The 18440-nt window shown below is 39.1% G+C and carries 18 protein-coding genes; 8 read left to right on the top strand and 10 right to left on the bottom strand.

Annotated elements, in window-relative coordinates:
* Nucleotide 1: 1 nt before the first annotated feature.
* The 8 genes from murI to IAG46_RS14980 all read right to left on the bottom strand — a co-directional run bounded on the left by murI (nt 2) and on the right by IAG46_RS14980 (nt 8084).
* Nucleotides 2-781, bottom strand: a complete 780-nt coding sequence (murI, locus tag IAG46_RS15015; protein ID WP_190811204.1) for a glutamate racemase — start codon at nt 779-781, stop codon at nt 2-4.
* A gap of 90 nt (nt 782-871) precedes the next feature.
* Nucleotides 872-1381 carry an OmpH family outer membrane protein gene (locus tag IAG46_RS15010; protein WP_190811203.1) on the bottom strand — a complete coding sequence of 170 codons (510 nt, stop codon included), beginning with the start codon at nt 1379-1381 and terminating at the stop codon, nt 872-874.
* Nucleotides 1382-1426: 45 nt separating this feature from the next.
* Nucleotides 1427-2263: an OmpH family outer membrane protein gene (locus tag IAG46_RS15005; RefSeq protein WP_190811202.1), complete on the bottom strand. Its 837-nt coding sequence runs from the start codon at nt 2261-2263 to the stop codon at nt 1427-1429.
* A gap of 99 nt (nt 2264-2362) precedes the next feature.
* Complete coding sequence (locus tag IAG46_RS15000; RefSeq protein ID WP_190811201.1) at nt 2363-5035, bottom strand: outer membrane protein assembly factor; 2673 nt, start codon at nt 5033-5035, stop codon at nt 2363-2365.
* On the bottom strand, nt 5007-5747 hold the full coding sequence (locus IAG46_RS14995; protein ID WP_190811200.1) for an isoprenyl transferase: 741 nt from the start codon (nt 5745-5747) through the stop codon (nt 5007-5009). The genes IAG46_RS15000 and IAG46_RS14995 overlap by 29 nt, the downstream gene beginning before the upstream one ends.
* Before the next feature lies 1 nt (nt 5748).
* Nucleotides 5749-6432 (bottom strand): DUF6089 family protein, encoded by a 684-nt coding sequence (locus IAG46_RS14990; protein ID WP_190811199.1) that lies wholly within the window; start codon nt 6430-6432, stop codon nt 5749-5751.
* A gap of 112 nt (nt 6433-6544) precedes the next feature.
* Nucleotides 6545-7426, bottom strand: coding sequence for an NAD kinase (locus IAG46_RS14985; protein ID WP_190811198.1), 882 nt, complete (start codon nt 7424-7426; stop codon nt 6545-6547).
* A 1-nt stretch (nt 7427) separates the two neighbouring features.
* Entirely contained in the window at nt 7428-8084 is a 657-nt protein-coding gene (locus IAG46_RS14980) for a CBS domain-containing protein (RefSeq protein ID WP_190811197.1), read from the bottom strand.
* Nucleotides 8085-8169: 85 nt separating this feature from the next.
* On the opposite strand from IAG46_RS14980, the gene IAG46_RS14975 reads away from it, so the two are divergent.
* From IAG46_RS14975 to clpX, 7 genes are all read left to right on the top strand, one after another.
* Complete coding sequence (locus IAG46_RS14975; RefSeq protein ID WP_190811196.1) at nt 8170-8886, top strand: pyridoxine 5'-phosphate synthase; 717 nt, start codon at nt 8170-8172, stop codon at nt 8884-8886.
* On the top strand, nt 8886-9656 hold the full coding sequence (locus tag IAG46_RS14970; protein WP_190811195.1) for an alpha/beta fold hydrolase: 771 nt from the start codon (nt 8886-8888) through the stop codon (nt 9654-9656). The genes IAG46_RS14975 and IAG46_RS14970 overlap by 1 nt, the downstream gene beginning before the upstream one ends.
* A 132-nt stretch (nt 9657-9788) precedes the next feature.
* The gene (locus tag IAG46_RS14965) at nt 9789-11369 is read left to right on the top strand and encodes a G-D-S-L family lipolytic protein (RefSeq protein ID WP_190811194.1); all 1581 of its coding nucleotides are present in this window, start codon (nt 9789-9791) and stop codon (nt 11367-11369) included.
* Between the two features lie 75 nt (nt 11370-11444).
* Nucleotides 11445-11795, top strand: a complete 351-nt coding sequence (locus tag IAG46_RS14960) for a phage holin family protein (RefSeq protein WP_190811193.1) — start codon at nt 11445-11447, stop codon at nt 11793-11795.
* A 93-nt stretch (nt 11796-11888) separates the two neighbouring features.
* Nucleotides 11889-13211 carry a trigger factor gene (tig, locus tag IAG46_RS14955; protein ID WP_190811192.1) on the top strand — a complete coding sequence of 441 codons (1323 nt, stop codon included), beginning with the start codon at nt 11889-11891 and terminating at the stop codon, nt 13209-13211.
* A gap of 89 nt (nt 13212-13300) precedes the next feature.
* Nucleotides 13301-13981 (top strand): ATP-dependent Clp endopeptidase proteolytic subunit ClpP, encoded by a 681-nt coding sequence (clpP, locus tag IAG46_RS14950; protein WP_190811191.1) that lies wholly within the window; start codon nt 13301-13303, stop codon nt 13979-13981.
* Between the two features lie 89 nt (nt 13982-14070).
* Entirely contained in the window at nt 14071-15306 is a 1236-nt protein-coding gene (gene clpX / locus IAG46_RS14945; RefSeq protein WP_190811190.1) for an ATP-dependent Clp protease ATP-binding subunit ClpX, read from the top strand.
* A 2-nt stretch (nt 15307-15308) separates the two neighbouring features.
* Here the strand turns inward: clpX and IAG46_RS14940 are convergent, their stop codons facing one another.
* Nucleotides 15309-15848: a hypothetical protein gene (locus tag IAG46_RS14940; RefSeq protein ID WP_190811189.1), complete on the bottom strand. Its 540-nt coding sequence runs from the start codon at nt 15846-15848 to the stop codon at nt 15309-15311.
* 159 nt (nt 15849-16007) lie between these two features.
* On the bottom strand, nt 16008-17531 hold the full coding sequence (locus IAG46_RS14935) for a GH3 auxin-responsive promoter family protein (RefSeq protein ID WP_190811188.1): 1524 nt from the start codon (nt 17529-17531) through the stop codon (nt 16008-16010).
* A gap of 100 nt (nt 17532-17631) precedes the next feature.
* On the opposite strand from IAG46_RS14935, the gene IAG46_RS14930 reads away from it, so the two are divergent.
* Nucleotides 17632-18426 carry a DUF2797 domain-containing protein gene (locus IAG46_RS14930; protein ID WP_190811187.1) on the top strand — a complete coding sequence of 265 codons (795 nt, stop codon included), beginning with the start codon at nt 17632-17634 and terminating at the stop codon, nt 18424-18426.
* Nucleotides 18427-18440 lie beyond the last annotated feature (14 nt).

The raw sequence follows: 18440 nt of genomic DNA, 5'->3' as shown, positions 1-18440 counted from the left end.
ACTAAAAATCTAAATAATTAATTGTAATGCTCGGACCCTTGACCAAGTCTTGCAACACCATAATTGGTGCGTTGGAATAAAAATTATGTTTGGATGTCCGGCTTTCGGAAATCTTCATTCCATTTTTAATGAGTACGGCCTTCGTTTGACGCGCCACAGCTTCTCCTGAATCAATAATTGTGATGTTTGTTGGAAGTATTTCTTTAAGTACGGGTATCACATATGGGTAATGAGTGCAACCTAAGACAAGGCAGTCCATTCCTTGTTCAAGCATGGGGTTCACATAAGTTTGAAGAAGGTTTCGCATTTCCTCGGAATCTACCTGACCTGCCTCGACCAAATCCACCAATCCTTTTCCTTCTTGTTCAAAAACTTCGATTCCTTCGGCAAACATTTTAGAGGTATTGTGAAAAAGACTGCTAGAGAGCGTTCCTTTGGTTGCCAAAACTCCCACCTTTTTGGTTTTGGTATGAAAGGCTGCTGGTTTTATGGCTGGTTCAATACCTATGAAGGGCACTTTGTAGTTTGAACGCAAATAATCTATGGCATTTGTAGTAGCCGTGTTGCAAGCAACCACAATAAGTTTGCAATTTTTTTCGAGCAAAAGCTCGGTGTTCTTTATACTTAGTTGAAGTATTTGTTCTTTGGATTTTGCACCATAGGGTGCATTTTTACTATCCGCCAGATAAATAGTGTCTTCTGAAGGGAGCATCGTATGAATCTCTTTCCAAATTGAGGTTCCCCCAACACCCGAATCAAAAATGCCTATTGGATTGTGCATGTTCAAAAATATGTACTATTGAATCAATGGAATAAAAAAACCGCCTTTTTCTGTTGAAAGAAGCGGTTTAAATATATTGTGTAATGCGATTTAGAAGCCCAATTCTTGCTTTACAGCAGGAAGTAAATCTTTTCCTTTAGCTACTATAAGACTAAGTCCAGGACTGGCATCTACAACGTAGTCAAAACCTTCGGCAGCGGCCACCTTTTCGATTGCATTTTTAGCTTTATCGGAAATGGGAGCAAACAATTCTTGTTGTTTTTTCTGCATTTCTTGAACAGCAGCTTGTTCTGCTTCTTGAATATTTTTCTCGAACCCTTGAAGCTCTTGTGCTCTTTTATCGTTCTCTTCCTTGGACTTGGAAGTGGCTTCGTTTGAGTATTGAGTGTATTTATTTCTAAGTTCCGTCATAGAACTTTCTATATCGGCCCTATATGTTTCTTGTAATTTTTTAAGTTCTGCTTGAGCTGCTTTCATTTCAGGCATTTCTTGCAATAACTGCTGCACATTAATGTGGGCAACCTTGCTCTGTGCATTTACAAAACCCGTAGCCGCAACAAATAAAACTAAGGCTACAGTAATTTTCTTTACATTTTTCATGATTCTAAGTTACTATTTTGAGTGTTAATTTTAGTGTTTCAATATTTACTGTTGTATTGAATCTTTTTCTTGTTCCTGCGTTTTTTTTCTTTCTTCTAGCTTTGCTTTCCGTTTGGCTTCACGCTCTTCCAATAATTTTTGTCTTCTGGCTTCGTATGCCTTCTTTCGTTCTTCCCTCAATTTCAGTTGTTCGGCCCTTCGTTCATCTGCAGATTTTGCTTTCGCATCTCTGGTTTCTTCTGCTTTGGCCTGACGTTCTTTTAAGGCTTCACTTATTTCTTTGTCCTCTTCGGTCTGCTCTTCTTTAAACTTGTCCAATCGGCTCTTTTCCTTGGCTCTTTTGTTTGACTTGCTGACTTTCCGTGTCCGTGCTATCTCCCTTAAAATCAAGTCACTGATATCGTGTCTTTTTTCGGAATACAACATTACAACATCTGCCGATTTATCAAAAATAAAATCGTATCTTTTATTACCGCCTATTTTTTGGACCTCGTTAAAAACTTGGTCTTGTATGGGCTGAATCAATAGTTGCTTTTGCAGAACTAAATCTCCTTGTGGTCCAAAGCGATCTTGTTGATAATCGAGCATCTCTGCTTCCAAAATTTGGATTTCCTCCTCACGTTCGGCGATGAGCTCATCCGTCAACAATACTTTTTCCGCCATCAAATCTTTCTTCATTTGCTCAACAACACTTTGTTTGAGCTCAATTTCTTGCTTCCATTTAATGGCCTTGGCGTTTAGTTGCTCGGTCGCTTCTCTATACTCTTCTACATTTTCCAAGATGTATTCCATGTCCACATATCCTATTCGCACACCTCTTTGGGAAAAGCTATTTAAGGATAGCAATAAAACAACCAATGACAAAAGAACTTTACTATTCATTTTTGATTCCGCTTTTACAAAGAAAATATCGTGCCAAAATAACTAATTAATTAAAAATGAGCTATTTATTAACTTATTCAAGCCCTTGTTTTCTTATAGTTAAAACTGCTGACCGATAATGAAGTGTGTTTGCCAGCCGCTTGGTCCTACGGAGGTTGGATTCGCATCTGTATCAAATCCATAACCAAAGTCGATACCCAAGAGACCAAATGCCGGCATAAAAATACGTAGCCCCACTCCGGCAGATCTTTTTAATTCAAACGGATTAAATTCACTAAAATTGTTAAATGCATTCCCTGCTTCTAAAAAAGACAGCGCATATATGGAAGCCGAGGGTTTTAAGGTAAGCGGATACCTAAGTTCCAAAGAAAATTTGTTATAGATGGTGCCTCCGTCCCTTTCATCTTGACCTGTTATCGCATTTCTACTAAACGGAGTCAACGAACTGTTTTCATAACCTCTCAGTTGGACTATGTCCCTACCATCAAGTGTGAAATTTCCTAAACCGTCTCCACCAACAAAAAAGCGTTCAAAGGGTACGGCTCCGATATCGTTGTTATAACTACCCAAGAAACCAAATTCGGCATTGGTACGCAACACCAATTTATCAACCAAATTGGTATACCAATCACCTTTGAATTTTATTTTGTAAAATTCCAACAGCTTAAAACGTTCTTCTTCCAAGTTTTCCACCTCATCACCAAGACGCACAAACTCGGCCTGTTCTTCAACGGTTCCGATATTCGGTCCTCCAATTTCAATTAACCTGGTTGTTTTTTCGTCGATTTGATTACGAATGTCTTTGAAGTCTTTGTTTCCAAAAAGGGAATAGGGAGGGGTAAACTTAGCTGTTAACTCAAAATTTGATCCACGCAAAGGAAATATTCTACTAGGTCCTTGTGAACTTCTAGAAATTCCCAAGGTATAACTCAATGAATTTGAACTACCGTTACCGAAATTAAAGAGGCCGTTGTTGAAATTGTTAAAATCATACAGTTGATAGCTCACCGAGTGGGAAATAGTAAAGAAATCATCCGGCCATTGCACCCGTTTTGCCAAACCTGCAGAAACTCCGGTAATGGCAAATCCTCTGTCTTTATCAACATCAAATCTTCCACGGTTATTAAAACTTGTTGCGAATTGCTGTGTTCTGGACAAGGATAGATTAAATCTAACAGGCTTTTTACCTCCTAACCAAGGTTCAGAAAAGTTTAAACTGTACACCCTAAAGGTTCTGCTCGCTTGCAAACGTAAAGCAAATGTTTGCCCATCGCCCATAGGAACTGGTTTGTACGCCTCGCCATTAAAAATATTCTTTAGAGAAAAGTTACTGAACGATAACCCCAAGGTTCCAATGAATCCACCTCCACCGAAGCCTCCTTGCAGTTCAATTTGGCTGGAACCGGATTCTACCAGGCTATAGTTTATGTCAACCGTACCTGCATTGGGATCAGGGTTTTGGATGTCCGGTGCTATTTGCTCCGCATCAAAAAATCCAAGTTGCCCTAGTTCTCGAATACTCCTTACAATATTATCCTTGCTATACTTTTGTCCTGGTTTGGTACGTAACTCCCTGAAAATAACGTGGTCGTTGGTCTTATCGTTTCCGGTTACGGTTACATGATCTAAAAAGGTTTCCTTACCTTCTATGATCCTAATTTCAAAGTTGATGGTGTCATTAATCGCCGAAACCTCAACTGGATTGATACTTGAGAAAAGGTATCCATTATTTTGATAAAGGTTGGTAAGGTCTTCCCCGTCGGGCTTAGAATCGTCTGCAATTCGTTTTTTAAGCAACACACCATTATAGGTTTGCCCTTTTCGAATTCCTAATACTTGACTCAATATCCTGTCAGAATACACCGAATTTCCAACAAAATTCACGTCACCGAAATAGTATTTGTTACCTTCTTCAACATCAATCTTTAAGTCAATGCTGTTTTCATCCACTTTAACAAAGGTGTCGGATAACACCCTTGCATCTCTATAACCTCTTTCGGCATAGGTGTCTATTAGATTGGACAAATCTTCCTTATAGTCGTCTTCTATGTATTTTGATTTTTTCCAAAAACGATAGAACTTCCTCTTTTTGGTTTTTTTAAATGATTTTTGAAGTCTTTTGTCGGCAAGCTGTTCGTTGCCATTGAAAACAATGTTCCTAATTTTTACCTTATCTCCTTTTTTAACATTGATGACCATACTTTGGGCGTTGGCGCCCACTGTATCATTAGCCGTGGCAATGGTCACTTTGGCATTAAGAAAGCCTTGCTTTTTGTATTTGTTTTGAAGATAGTTTTTGGTGTTGGCAATTAAACTTTCCGTTATTTTTTTGCCCTTTTTAAGGTCTGTATCGTTGAGAATGTCCTCAACTTTACGCTTTTTAACTCCGTAAACGGTAACATCGGTAAGTGTAGGACGCTCCAAAATGTTAAGCTCCAAGAATATTTGGTTGCCTTCAATTTTGGTGTAGTAAAACTCCACATTACTAAACAACTCCAGGCTCCATAATTTCTTAATTACGGCACTAATTTCATCTCCGGGGATGGTAATTGGCTGACCAACTCGCAGACCCGTATATGTCTTTACGGTTTGCTCATTATAACTTTGAAGACCAGTTACTGTTAACCCTCCTAAAATATAATCCTTACCATTCTCGAAAGAGGTGTCCTGTGCAAAGCTTTGGCCTGTGTAAAGTAAAAGAAGGAGTAGTTTTAAGTATAGTTGGGTGGTATTTTTTATAACCTTAGTTAAGTTGTTCGCTTGTTTTTCCAAATCGTCGTTCTCTATTTTGGTAATTTAGTATTGCCTCTACCAAATGATGTTCACTAAAATCGGGCCAAAATACGTCAATAAAATGTAATTCGGCGTATGCTATCTGCCAAAGTAAAAAATTGCTTATCCTTTGTTCACCACTGGTTCGGATAAGCAAGTCCACATCTGGCATAAAATGCGTGTAAAGATGAGTATTAATAACCGTTTCGTCAATATTTTCAGGTGAAATTATACTATTTTTAACTTTGATGCTGATTTCCTTAACAGCTGATTTTATTTCTTCGCGGGAGCCATAGCTCAAGGCAACAGTAAGTGTCATTCCCGTATTATCCTTGGTTTTTGAAATGACCTCCGCCAATTCTTTTTGTGCTTTTGAAGGAAGGGAATTTATGTTTCCAATGGTCGTTAACCGAATATTGTTTTTATGGAGTCTTTTCCACTCTTTCCGAAGTGAAGTGACCAAAAGCCTCATCAAGGTTTCGACCTCTAATTTTGGTCGATTCCAATTCTCGGTGGAAAATGCGTAAAGTGTTAGGTATTGTATTTGTAGTTTGGCGCAGTTTTCAACGGTGTTCCTAACCGCTTCCACCCCATGCTCATGCCCAAAGATTCTAAGTTTGCCACGTTGTTTGGCCCACCTACCATTACCATCCATTATAATGGCAACATGTTTGGGAAGTTTGTCTTTATCTACGTCCTCTAATGTGTACATTTTATTGAAAACAATCCTGGCAGGGTTTGCGCCCAAAGGTATACGTTAATGTAATACCTGAAAAGACATACCAGTCGTCGCTCAATATATTTCCGAATCTAAATTGCTCAAAATTGGATCCCTCGGGATTACTTCCATCCAGATTGTCTGTAAATGTATACCTGGCCCCAATCTCAGCACCTAGAATCAAAAACTGATTCAAACGATACTTCGCCCCTACCGTCATTGGAATTGCAAAACTACCGTCTTTTTGGTTAATATCCTGCACTTGTAGGGCATCAAAATAATTAAAATCGTACCTAAAGTAGGTGAAACCTGTATAAAGATAGGGTGTGAAAGCTGGTCCAAGCTTATGAAGATTGTATTCAACGAAGTTAAATTCAATGCCTGCGGAGAATTCCAACACGGAATTATCTATAATATATTGTCTTTGTCTACGCGAGGACATGCTGGATTTTGAGTCATCGGCAGTAAAAGTTCCATAAAGCACACTTGCCCTCCATGCGTATCTTTTGCTTTTGTTCCATTTAAAGACTCCACCAAATGCCGGCCCTGAAGGCAAAATGAAATTTGTTCTTCCCACATCACCAATGGTGTTGGCACCGCCTGCAAAAAGACCAATCTCATAGGTCTGGGCGCTAACCTTAAACACACAGCAAAGTAAAATAGCCAAAACTATCCGCATACAATCAAAAAATTAAACATATTAGAGGTAAAGGAAAGTCTATAAGGTATACTGTTAGAATGTTCTCTTTTGTTAAACAGTTTTTAGCTTCTTTTATTGTTTTTTAATGGATTCAATTACGCTTATCTTGACCCCAGAGCAGTTTGTTGCGAAGTGTTTTTAAGAAGCTTTCTGATGTATACTCTATCATTCTAACGGTAAAATTTGATTTTTGCACCCTGATTTCCTTGCCATTGGGTATATCGGCTATTCTAGAATCCAAGGAAACAAGGTGGGTTTCTTCCCGCCCTGAAACCTTTAATCGTATTTGGGTGTCGTCTGAAATTACCAATGGACGTGCATTAAGGTTGTGGGGAGCAATAGGTGTCAACACCAAAGATTTAGCAGTTGGCTCAATAACCGGCCCTCCGCAACTCAACGAATACCCAGTTGACCCTGTTGGGGTGGATACAATTAGACCATCTGCCCAATATGTGGTTAAATATTCGTCATTTAAATACGTTTCCACATTGATCATCGAAGTGGTATCCTTTCGGCTTACCGTAATCTCGTTTAAGGCAAAGTTCAGCTCTCCTATTTCGTTGAGATCGGAATTTACTTCAACCTCTACCAAGCTTCGTTCTTCAACTTTATAATTGCCTGCTGTAAATTCGGTAACCACCCTACGCACATCCTCTTTTTTGAAGGTAGATAGAAAACCCAATCGACCGGTGTTCACACCCACAATGGGTATGCCCAAATCTTTCACATAAGTTACTGCCCTAAGCATGGTGCCATCTCCTCCAAAGCTTATGAATATATCAAAGGATGAATCAAGACCAGCATCCTGCGAAAAGGCTCCATAATCATATTTGGAGATGTGCTTATTCACAAGTTGATCAAATCCCGTTTCAACAAAAATAGATGCATTAACTCTTTGGAGTTCTTCCAACAACGCTATGATATAGGTTTTGTTCTCTTCCTGAAAACTTTGCCCGTAGATAGCTACTTTCATGCTAAACGTTAAGGTATTTTTCCAGATAATCCGACCGCTGTTTCAAGTCTTCCAAAAATTGGTCGTCGCTGTTTCCAAAAACAATGGTGTAGTTATATCTTCTGAAGGTCTGTGCTACCTCATTAAGATTCTCGGAACCAACTTTGAGTGTTATTTCCACAATGTCATTTTGCGAATCGGTAATAAAGGCACCTAACAGACGTGCATTGTTGCCTTCAACGATTTGCGCAATCTCACTAAAAGAATAGTCTTTTATGCCAATGGAAATCACAAGAATTCCGCCAGGTTCCCTGAAAAATGGCGTATTGATAAAGACCGATACAATATCCTCCAAATCATAATATCCAACGATTATTTCATCCTTGTCAAGCACTGGAAGAATATTGGTCTCATTTCTAGAGAACATTTCCAAAACATCGAGCCAAGCGGTTTCCTTGGTCACAAAAAAGGTTTCCAATTCAAACCGAAAATCTTCGATTTTCTTTTTGGGTTCAAAACAAGCCAAATCGTTCTCGGAGAGCAATCCAATAAAAACCCCGTTCTCTGTCACCGCCACATGAGAAAAAGTAGTCTCCTCAAAAAACTGGATAACCTCCTTCAAAGTCTCTGAGACCTCAAAAATGGGAACCGTTGATATTATTTGACTATGGATTTGCATAACAATTTATTCGGTCGCAAAATACTAATTTTAAATCGCAAAAGGCGTGCCTAATTCTTATTTTTGACGTTCTAAATTGGAATACATGACAAAACTGAGTGTCAATATCAACAAACTGGCAACCCTAAGAAATTCAAGAGGCGGCAACATGCCCAACCTCATTAAATCGGCAAAGGATATTGAATCATTTGGAGCCCAGGGTATAACCATCCATCCAAGGCCGGACGAACGCCATATCAAATACCAAGATGCCCGTGACCTCAAAAAAGTGGTCACTACTGAATATAATATTGAAGGTAATCCGATTCCGAAGTTCATAGATTTGGTTCTTGAGGTAAAACCAACCCAAGTTACACTGGTACCCGATGCAGAGGATGCCATTACGTCCAACGCCGGTTGGGATACCATAAAACACAAAGACTTTTTGGTTGATATCATTCAAACGTTCAAGGAAAATGACATTAGGACTTCAATTTTTGTAGACCCCAACATTGAAATGGTAAAAGGAGCAGCAGATACAGGTACCGACAGAATTGAATTGTACACCGAAAGTTTTGCCCACGATTTTGCATTGGGAAGAAAAGCGGAGGGTGTTAAAACTTTTACCGAAGCCGCCAAAAAAGCTAGCGAACTTGGTCTGGGGATAAACGCTGGACATGATCTTAATCTTGAAAATATTCAATTTTTTAAAGAAAACATTCCCAACCTTCTGGAAGTCTCCATAGGACATGCGCTTATATGTGAGTCGCTATATTTGGGCTTGGAGAATGTGGTCAATATGTACTTACACCGATTGAAATAATGGAGGCATTACATTCTAAAATCCTGGGCGAAGGAACACCATTGCTGATTTTACATGGTTTTTTGGGTATGTCCGATAATTGGAAGACACTCGGCAACCAATATGCACAACATGGATATCAGGTGCACCTTGTTGATCAGCGCAACCATGGAAAAAGTTTTCATTCCAACGATTTTGATTACGAATTCTTGAGTGCTGACATCATCAAATACATGGATTCACACCAAATGGACGGTGCAAATTTGATAGGACATTCCATGGGAGGTAAAACGGCGATGCAACTAGCGGTTACGGTACCAGAACGAATATCCAAATTACTTGTAGCTGATATTTCTCCAAAATACTATCCACCACACCATCAACCAATAGTTGATGCTTTGGCTAAATTGGATTTTAACACAATTGAAAGTAGAAAAGAAGCAGATCAGGTACTTTCCAACTACCTGCCCGAATTTGGCATACGTCAATTTTTATTAAAAAATCTGTATTGGGAAGCACCGGGAAAATTAGGATTTCGATTCAATTTTGAAGTTCTTAAGGATAAAATGGATGAAATTGGCGAAAACATAAGTTCCAATGCCAAATATGAAGGCCCTACCCTATTTTTAAGGGGTGACCGTTCAGAATATATTTTGCCAAATGACTTTCCCGAAATAAAAAAACACTTTCCAAATGCCGAAATTGACACAGTTTCCAACGCTGGTCATTGGCTACATGCAGAAAACCCCATACAGTTTTTTGAAAAATCGCTTCACTTTCTAAATTCATAAAATTCTACCCATTTTATTATGCATGCATAATTTTTTTATCCATTTTATTGTCTGTATAACAAATTTCACCTAGTTTTGGTAAGACTGGTTTGAACATAAATCTAACTTAAGCTAACTCAAACAGATTTGAATATGAAAAAGTTATATGCCCTGCTCCCCTTCTTAGGGTTATTCTTGATCGCATGTGAAGACGATGAAACTTCAATTGTCACACCACCAGACCCAAATCCCATAGTTTACACAGCTGGTACAGCCAATTTCTCAAACTATGTGGCCGTAGGAAACTCATTAACAGCCGGTTTTTCGGATAATGCATTGTTCCGTGCCGGACAGGAAGCTTCTTTTCCCAATATGCTGGCATCTAACTTTGCCTTGGTTGGTGGGGGTTCTTTTGAAATACCTTTTATGGCCGATAATTTAGGAGGAGCTACACTTCAAGGAAATCCTATATTGGGAAATAGATTGATTCTAGCTTTTTTACCTGATGGACCATCGCCGGTTCCAGCTACAGGAACGGGAAGCACTGAAATTTCAACAAAATTATCGGGACCGTTTAACAACATGGGTATCCCCGGAGCTAAAAGCTACGAATTATTAGCCCCAGGGTACGGAAGTTTAGCCGCTTTGGCAGTTGGAGCTGCCAACCCTTATTATACGCGAATATCTTCAGCAGAAGATGCCACGGTAATTGGTGATGCCGCCGCTCAAGGTGCTACTTTCTTTTCCGCATGGATTGGAGCAAACGACATTCTTTTGTATGCCACCAATGGAGGTTCCGGAGTAGATCGAACAGGAAATTTGAATCCTGCCTCCTATGACAGAAATGATATCACAGACCCTAACGTTTTTGCCGGTTCGTTAAATGGCATTCTTACGGCAATGACTGCTGGAGGAGCAGATGGGGTTATCGCCAACATTCCAAATGTTACCGATATTCCATTCTTTACCACAGTTCCATATGCACCCTTGGATCCCACAAATCCCGCATTCGGTCCGCAAATACCGGTTTTAAATGCGCAATTTGCTGGATTGAACCAAGTTTTTCAAGGTTTGGGAGTTCCAGAACGACAGTTTACCTTCTCTGATTCGGCCGCAAGTGCCGTAATCATCAAAGATGAAGATTTACCAGATCTATCAGCTCAAATAACAGGTGCTTTAATAGGGTTTGGAATTGATGCCGGAACCGCAACCGTGACAGGTTTATTGTATGGTCAAGCTCGCCAGGCCAATGAGAATGATTTATTGGTGTTGACAAGCAGAACGGCTATAGCAACCTTAAATGAAGATGCCTTTGCCATGTTACAAGGTCTTGGTGTTGATCCCGCCACAGCCGGACAGTTGGCAATTAACGGAGTTACTTTTCCTTTGGAAGATCAATGGGTGTTAACTCCAGAAGAACAAACTGCCATTGGCAATGCACTAACAGCATATAACGCAACAATAGAGGCATTGGCTGCACAGTTCGATTTAGCGTTTGTAGATGCTAACGCACTATTAGGTGAATTAAATGCCAGCGGCTTTCCTTTAGCTGATGGAAGCACGGTCACTTCTACTTTTGCCACGGGCGGAGGGTTTTCTTTGGATGGTGTACATCCGGCTCCAAGAGGATATGCTATTTTAGCCAATGCATTCATCGAGGCGATAAACGCAAAACATGGATCTAACCTCCCAGGAGTAAATCCATTGGATTTTACAGGCCTCTATATCGATTAGATAACACTACTTAAATTCACTATATTTTAGGCACCGTTTAAGCGGTGCCTTTCTTTTTTTAAAATTGTTGAGCTTATGAAACTTCTTTTAAAACTTCTTTTGAATGCCGTAGCAGTTGTTATCCTGTCCTATATTCTACCTGGTGTAGGTGTTGACTCACCAACCACTGCCATCATAGTAGCTTTGGTATTGGGTATTTTAAATTTCTTGGTGAAACCCCTTCTAATTATACTCACCTTGCCAATTACCATTGTTACTTTGGGTTTGTTCCTCTTGATCATTAATGCAATAATCATACTTATTGCAGCCCACTTCATCTCCGGTTTTGAGGTGTCAAGCATTTGGTGGGCACTAATTTTCAGTCTGCTGCTATCATTTTTACAATCCATTTTACACTCCATTTTCAAGGAGGATAAAAAGAATTGATTTTGTTTGGCACTCAATGTTTTAAAAAGTTGCTGTCAATCAGAAAATGCATTACTTTTGCCTCCCATTTTTGAATAGCAAATTAGGTAGGAGATGAATATCACAAAAGAGCAGATTGACGAACTAAATGCAGTTGTTAAAGTTGCCATTAACAAGGATGACTATCAAGACAAAGTAGAAAAAATCCTTAAAGACTACAGAAAACAGGCGAACATACCTGGTTTTCGTAAGGGACAAGTACCCATGGGGCTTATTAAAAAGCAATATGGCAAGGCCGTTTTGGTAGATGAGGTGAACAAATTATTACAGGATAATCTCAATAAATATCTTACCGAAGAAAAATTGGACGTTTTGGGCAATCCTTTGCCAAAACAACAAGAAGATTTTGATTGGGACAAGGATAATCTGGATTTCGAATTTGAATTGGGTCTTGCCCCAAATTTTGAAGTGAAGGTAAAAACCAAAAAAGCAGTAACCCAATATAAGATTGTTGCAGATAAAAAGATGATCCAGGAACAAGTGGATCGCATTCAAAAACAATATGGGAAACTGGTTTCTAAAACAGAATCAGGTAAATCTGATGAAATCACCGGAACTTTTGCCAATGAAGCTGAAGAAATTGAAAACAAGACCACAATTGAGCTAGATAAAATCAAAGGCAAAAAAGCTTTGGATGCCCTTGTCGGAAAAAAAGCCGGCGACACTGTTCAATTAAAAACAAAAGGTCTTTTCAAAGAAGACTATTTATTGACCAGCGCATTGGGCATCAGTAAAGAAAAGGCAGAAAAACTCAACATCGAGGTTGCATTTACCATTGAAGAAATCAACGAACGCCAACCTGCTGCGCTTGATCAAGAATTGTTCGATAAATTGTTTGGAAAAGACAATGTAAAATCGGAAAAAGAGCTTCAAGAAAAAATCAAAGAGGATTCGGAAAAGCAATTTGAGCAACAATCTGATCAAAAATTGTTGAACGATATCACTGAGAAATTAATCGATGACACCAAATTTGACCTTCCTTCTGGATTCCTTCAAAAATGGATTCAGGTAAGCGGTGAAAATCCGCTATCCGATGATGAAGCCAAAGAAGAGTTTGAAAAATCAGAAAAAGGACTTCGTTATCAACTTATAGAAGGCAAAATAATCAAAGAAAATGACCTTCAGGTTCAATTTGATGAGTTGAAGGAGTTTGCCAAAGGATTTATCAAATCCCAAATGGCACAATACGGACATCTAGATCCACAGGAAGAAGAATTGGAAAATATTGCCAATAGAATCATGGGCAATCAAGACGAGGTCAAAAGACTTTCAGAGCAATTGATGAGTCAAAAATTATTGACTTACTACAAGGAACATGCTAACCTCAAAGTAAAAGAGGTTACTTATGACGACTTTGTTAAGGAAGCCTATAGTTAGATTGAGCTAAAAAGAAAATTAAGTATCTTTACGGTGCCGAAAGCCCAGTTTTCGGCACCTTTTTTTTAAGCAAAATCGAAGAAAATCCTATGGATTACGGAACAGAATTCAAAAAATACGCCACCAAACACCACGGAATCAATAGCATGTATTACGATCAAATCGTAAGTAGTATGCATCCAGTGGGCATGACCCCAAATATTATTGAGGAAAGACAATTGAACGCCATTGCAATGGACGTTTTCTCCAGATTGATGATGGACCGAATCATCTTTATGGGAACAGGCATCAATGATCAAGTGGCCAATATAGTTCAGGCTCAATTACTCTTTTTGGAAAGTGCGGATGCCGTTAAAGACATTCAAATTTATATCAATTCTCCAGGTGGAAGCGTTTATGCCGGTCTTGGTATCTATGATACCATGCAGTTCATCAAACCCGATGTTGCCACTATTTGTACCGGTATTGCCGCGTCTATGGCCGCTGTACTGTTGTGTGCAGGGGAAAAAGGGAAACGTAGTGGTCTGTCACATTCTAGGGTTATGATTCACCAACCCTTGTCCGGTGCACAAGGTCAAGCAAGCGATATTGAAATTGCGGCGCAAGAAGTACTTAAGATCAAGGACGAACTATATCACATCATAGCCAATCACTCAGGACAATCATTCGATAAGGTTTATGATGATAGTGATCGCGACTACTGGATGAGAGCGCCAGAAGCCAAAAAATACGGTATGATCGATGAAATATTGGTAAGGGATAAGTCCTAATTCCGTACTAAGAAGTCAAAAAAAGACCGTCGATAACAAACAAAATCTATATTTTTTACGTTATTAGTGGTTGAACTTTAAATGTTTATATGGCAAAGGAAAACTTGGAATGTTCTTTTTGTGGTAGAAAAAAACCAGAGACCAATCTTCTTATAGCTGGTCTTGATGCACATATTTGCGACAGATGTATAGAACAAGCCCATAGTATTGTAGCAGAGGAGTCCAAACAATCCAAAAATCAAGACCTTTCTTCAGAGTTGGTTTTGAAGAAACCCGTTGAGATCAGAGACTTTTTGGACACATTTGTTATTGGACAAGAACGCACCAAAAAGGTGATGTCAGTTGCCGTATACAATCATTATAAGAGACTTTTGCAGCCTAAGGGCAATGAAGATGATATAGAAATTCAAAAGAGTAACATTGTTATGGTCGGGCAAACAGGGACAGGAAAAACCCTGATAGCCAAGACCATTTCGCGCATGCTCAACGTACCTTTAGCCATTGTAGATGCTACTGTTTTAACTGAGGCTGGATATGTTGGTGAGGATGTTGAAAGTATATTGACAAGATTATTACAAGCTGCTGACTACAATTTGGAGAAAGCAGAAAGAGGTATTGTTTTTATTGATGAAATAGATAAAATTGCCCGCAAAAGCGATAATCCATCCATTACCCGAGATGTTTCTGGTGAAGGTGTTCAACAGGGACTTTTAAAATTGCTCGAGGGAACGGTTGTCAACGTACCACCTAAAGGTGGAAGAAAACATCCAGACCAAAAATTCATTGAGGTCAATACGGAGAATATTCTTTTTGTGGCTGGTGGTGCCTTTGATGGCATAGAGCGTATTATCACTAAACGCCTGAATATGCAAGCCGTCGGCTATAGTGCATCCAAGGCAGAAGATAGGTTAGACAATGAAAACATCCTTCAATATATCATTCCTAAAGATTTAAAGGAATTCGGACTCATTCCGGAGATTATAGGTAGACTTCCTGTGCTTACACATATGAATCCTTTGGATTCAAAAACATTAAGGGCTATTCTTACCGAACCGAAAAATGCCATCATCAAACAATACGAAAAATTGTTTTCTATGGATGGCATCTCCTTTAATATTACCGAACAGGCATTGTCCTATATTGTTGAAAAAGCAGTAGAGTATAAACTGGGCGCCAGAGGATTACGCTCACTTTGCGAAGCTGTTTTCACCGATGCCATGTTTATATTACCGAGTAGTGAAGAAAAGGAGTTTAAGGTCACCAAGGCCTATGCGGAAGAAAAACTATCGCATGAGACCATTAAAAAGTTAAAAGCGGTTTCTTAGCGTTATACTGCCTTTTTTGTCACCTTATTTAGTAGATTCAGACAAACTTCAGCAATTATTTTTTCGTCGGAGTACAGTTGATGCCCGAAGTTGGGAATCACATTGATGTCAACTCCAAGTTCATCTACCCATGCAGTGTTTGGGCGGAATTCGTCTTTTCCCCCATAAATTAGGTTCATGGGCACATCAGGTTTCTCATTTTCCAGTCTTATCCTGGTAGGTGAAATAGCCGTTAGCGATTTCATAGGCAAACCTTCTAGTGCAGCTTTCCATGCAACTGTTCCTCCCATACTGAATGCCAAATAATGGCTAGCCTCATTTTCTTTTTTAAGCAAATGGGCAACAGCTGTATCAATTCCGCCTTCTACAAAGGCTTTATGGATATTTTCTTCTGTGGAAACAGGCGTATCTACGTTGCCCAATTGTTGACAATCATAAAAAACGATGTCGTAGTATTGTTGCAGATATCCAAAATAGGAAGTAATCCAAAGTCCTTTCTTTACTCCCCACATATCGGAGATAATAACAAGTTTTTCAGCCATAACGAAATCTATATCAGTTTATTAAGAAGAGGGAACTCAAAACATTTAAACCAAACTTCAGTCTTTAACGTTAAAAATCCTGATTTATTTGTCCAAAATAAAAGATTGTTCGATGAATGGACTGTGTTTACGAAAACGTTTTCGTAAATCTTGGAAAGTTTAATTTTGACCGCTCACGTTCATCTGTAACAATTCCTCGATATACGCCCTTTCATTGGACAGTCGGGGTATTTTGTGCTGTCCTCCCAACTTGTTCTTGGATTTTAACCAATCGTGAAAGAGATTTTGCCTAGCAACGTGCACTTTGGGCATCCGTAGTGTAGTATTATTATAACGTTTAGCCTCGTAGTCCGAATTCAAAGACTTAAGGGCATTATCCAGAAATTCTGTGAAATAAGCTACATCCTTTGGTGGTTTCCTAAACTCGATAATCCATTCATGAGCTCCTTTTTCGCTTCCATTCATATAAATAGGCGCTGCGGTATAATCCATGATCTGGGCATCTGTTTTTTGACATATTTGGTTTAGGGCCTCTTCTGCGTTTTCAATTATAAGCTCTTCCCCAAATGCATTTATAAAATGCTTTGTGCGGCCAGTTATCCGTATTCTGTAAGGATTTATTGAAGTAAAACGTACCGTATCCCCAATTTTATAACGCCATAAACCGGCATTGGTGGTGATAACAATAGCATAATTCACCCCTACTTCAACATCCCAAAGCGGAACCGCCTTCTCTTCCTTTCCATAAGAATCCATGGGTATGAATTCATAAAAAATACCATAATCCAACATCAACAGCAGGTCTTGGGAATTATTCCTGTCCTGAATTCCAAAAAAACCTTCCGACGCATTGTACGTTTCATAATAATTGAAATTTTTTCGAGGCAACAACTTCCTATATTGATCCCTGTAGGGTGCAAAGCTTACCCCACCATGAAAATAAACTTCCAAATTTTCCCAAATCTCAAAAAGATGATTTTTACCTGTTTTTTCCAATACATCATTGAGCAGCACTAACATCCATGAAGGAACACCTACCAAGCTGGTTACATTCTCCTGAATACTTTCGTCAATAATAGCCTTCAATTTGGGTTCCCAATCGCTCATCAAGGATACTTTATTGCCCGGGGTACTACTATATTCTGCCCAAAGGGGCATATTATCAATCAAAATTGCCGAAAGGTCTCCAAAGAAAGTACCGTTATCCTCATATAGTTTTTTACTGCCGCCAAGCCGTAAACTCTTTCCGCGGAACAATTGCGAATTCTCATTGTTGTTCAGGTACAAACAGAGCAAATCCTTACTGGATTTATAGTGGCAATCCTCCAACGCCTCAGTACTAACAGGTATAAATTTACTTTTGGCATTTGTAGTACCGCTGCTTTTTGCAAACCATTTTATTGCAGTAGGCCAAAACAAGTTTTGCTCTCCTCGGCGACTTCGCTCTATCAGATCCGCAATGCCTTCATAGTTTACAATGGGTACCCTATTCGCAAAATCCTCATACTTTTCAATATCACCAAAACCGTACTTTTTTCCTATCATGGTGTCTTTAGAAAAATCGACTAAATGTTGCAACACCTCATCCTGCACATCCAAAGGATATTTTAAAAAAAGCTCAATCTGATGATAGCGTTTTTTAAGTAACCAAGAAGCTACGGAATTGAATAATGGTATTGGCATTTTTAGGTATCTTTAACCTATAATGAGGTTAGGTGCTATAGCTAAAATAGGTCATCTTACCTTCATTTTCAAATCAGTCTAAAAACATATCCAATTCATCATGCTTTACGAAGGTGTACTGCGCAAAATGCAAACCGAAATAGGAAATCCCATTCAATATTATTTGGTCTTTGAAAACGATTTTTTGAATATGAACCAACTGTTGGACAAGGAAATACAAATTGATTTTATAAAATACCAATGTCTGAATTGTGGAAGAGAAAGACCCATTTACAGACAAGGTTTTTGCAAATCGTGTTTTTATGACTCTCCAGCGGCGGGTGACTGGATCATGAAACCTGAGTTGAGTACTGCCCATTTAGACAAAGAGGATCGTGATTTGGAATATGAAAAAAAGGTACAGCTACAGCCGCACATAGTGTACTTGGCCAATAGCAGTAATGTTAAAGTCGGAGTTACCCGAAAATCGCAGGTACCTACACGATGGATAGATCAAGGTGCACATGAGGCCATTGAAATTGTGGAAACACCCAATAGGTATTTGGCCGGAATCACCGAAGTGGCCCTAAAGGCGCATGTAAGTGACAAGACCAGTTGGCGCAAAATGCTTACCAATAGTATAGAGGATGTAGATTTAGTAGAATGGAGAAACAAGTTAAAATCCATCGTCCCGGAAGAAGCCGCTGATTATTTTATCGATTCCAACGCGGAAACCCACATGGATTTTCCAGTATTACAGTATCCGGAAAAAGTTAATAGCCTCAATTTGGACAAAACACCAAGCTATACAGGGGTACTTAAAGGCGTAAAAGGTCAATATTTACTTTTTGAGGATAGTACTGTTTTCAATGTTAGGGGAAGCGAAGGCTATTATGTGGGTATTGATATAAAGTGATTTTATTTCTTCCT

The organism is Flagellimonas sp. S3867 (assembly GCF_014698935.1).
Classification (GTDB): Bacteria; Bacteroidota; Bacteroidia; order Flavobacteriales; family Flavobacteriaceae; genus Flagellimonas.
This window is presented reverse-complemented; position numbering and strand designations above follow the sequence as displayed.

Coding starts and splice junctions, on each gene's coding strand:
- IAG46_RS14975 (WP_190811196.1), top strand. CDS start 8,170: ATGACAAAACTGAGTGTCAATATCAACAAACTGGCAACCCTAAGAAAT.
- IAG46_RS14940 (WP_190811189.1), bottom strand. CDS start 15,848: ATGGCTGAAAAACTTGTTATTATCTCCGATATGTGGGGAGTAAAGAAA.
- tig (WP_190811192.1), top strand. CDS start 11,889: ATGAATATCACAAAAGAGCAGATTGACGAACTAAATGCAGTTGTTAAA.
- IAG46_RS14960 (WP_190811193.1), top strand. CDS start 11,445: ATGAAACTTCTTTTAAAACTTCTTTTGAATGCCGTAGCAGTTGTTATC.
- IAG46_RS14985 (WP_190811198.1), bottom strand. CDS start 7,426: ATGAAAGTAGCTATCTACGGGCAAAGTTTTCAGGAAGAGAACAAAACC.
- IAG46_RS14980 (WP_190811197.1), bottom strand. CDS start 8,084: ATGCAAATCCATAGTCAAATAATATCAACGGTTCCCATTTTTGAGGTC.
- IAG46_RS14995 (WP_190811200.1), bottom strand. CDS start 5,747: ATGTACACATTAGAGGACGTAGATAAAGACAAACTTCCCAAACATGTT.
- IAG46_RS15005 (WP_190811202.1), bottom strand. CDS start 2,263: ATGAATAGTAAAGTTCTTTTGTCATTGGTTGTTTTATTGCTATCCTTA.
- IAG46_RS15010 (WP_190811203.1), bottom strand. CDS start 1,381: ATGAAAAATGTAAAGAAAATTACTGTAGCCTTAGTTTTATTTGTTGCG.
- IAG46_RS14990 (WP_190811199.1), bottom strand. CDS start 6,432: ATGCGGATAGTTTTGGCTATTTTACTTTGCTGTGTGTTTAAGGTTAGC.
- IAG46_RS14935 (WP_190811188.1), bottom strand. CDS start 17,531: ATGCCAATACCATTATTCAATTCCGTAGCTTCTTGGTTACTTAAAAAA.
- IAG46_RS14965 (WP_190811194.1), top strand. CDS start 9,789: ATGAAAAAGTTATATGCCCTGCTCCCCTTCTTAGGGTTATTCTTGATC.
- IAG46_RS14970 (WP_190811195.1), top strand. CDS start 8,886: ATGGAGGCATTACATTCTAAAATCCTGGGCGAAGGAACACCATTGCTG.
- murI (WP_190811204.1), bottom strand. CDS start 781: ATGCACAATCCAATAGGCATTTTTGATTCGGGTGTTGGGGGAACCTCA.
- clpP (WP_190811191.1), top strand. CDS start 13,301: ATGGATTACGGAACAGAATTCAAAAAATACGCCACCAAACACCACGGA.
- clpX (WP_190811190.1), top strand. CDS start 14,071: ATGGCAAAGGAAAACTTGGAATGTTCTTTTTGTGGTAGAAAAAAACCA.
- IAG46_RS14930 (WP_190811187.1), top strand. CDS start 17,632: ATGCTTTACGAAGGTGTACTGCGCAAAATGCAAACCGAAATAGGAAAT.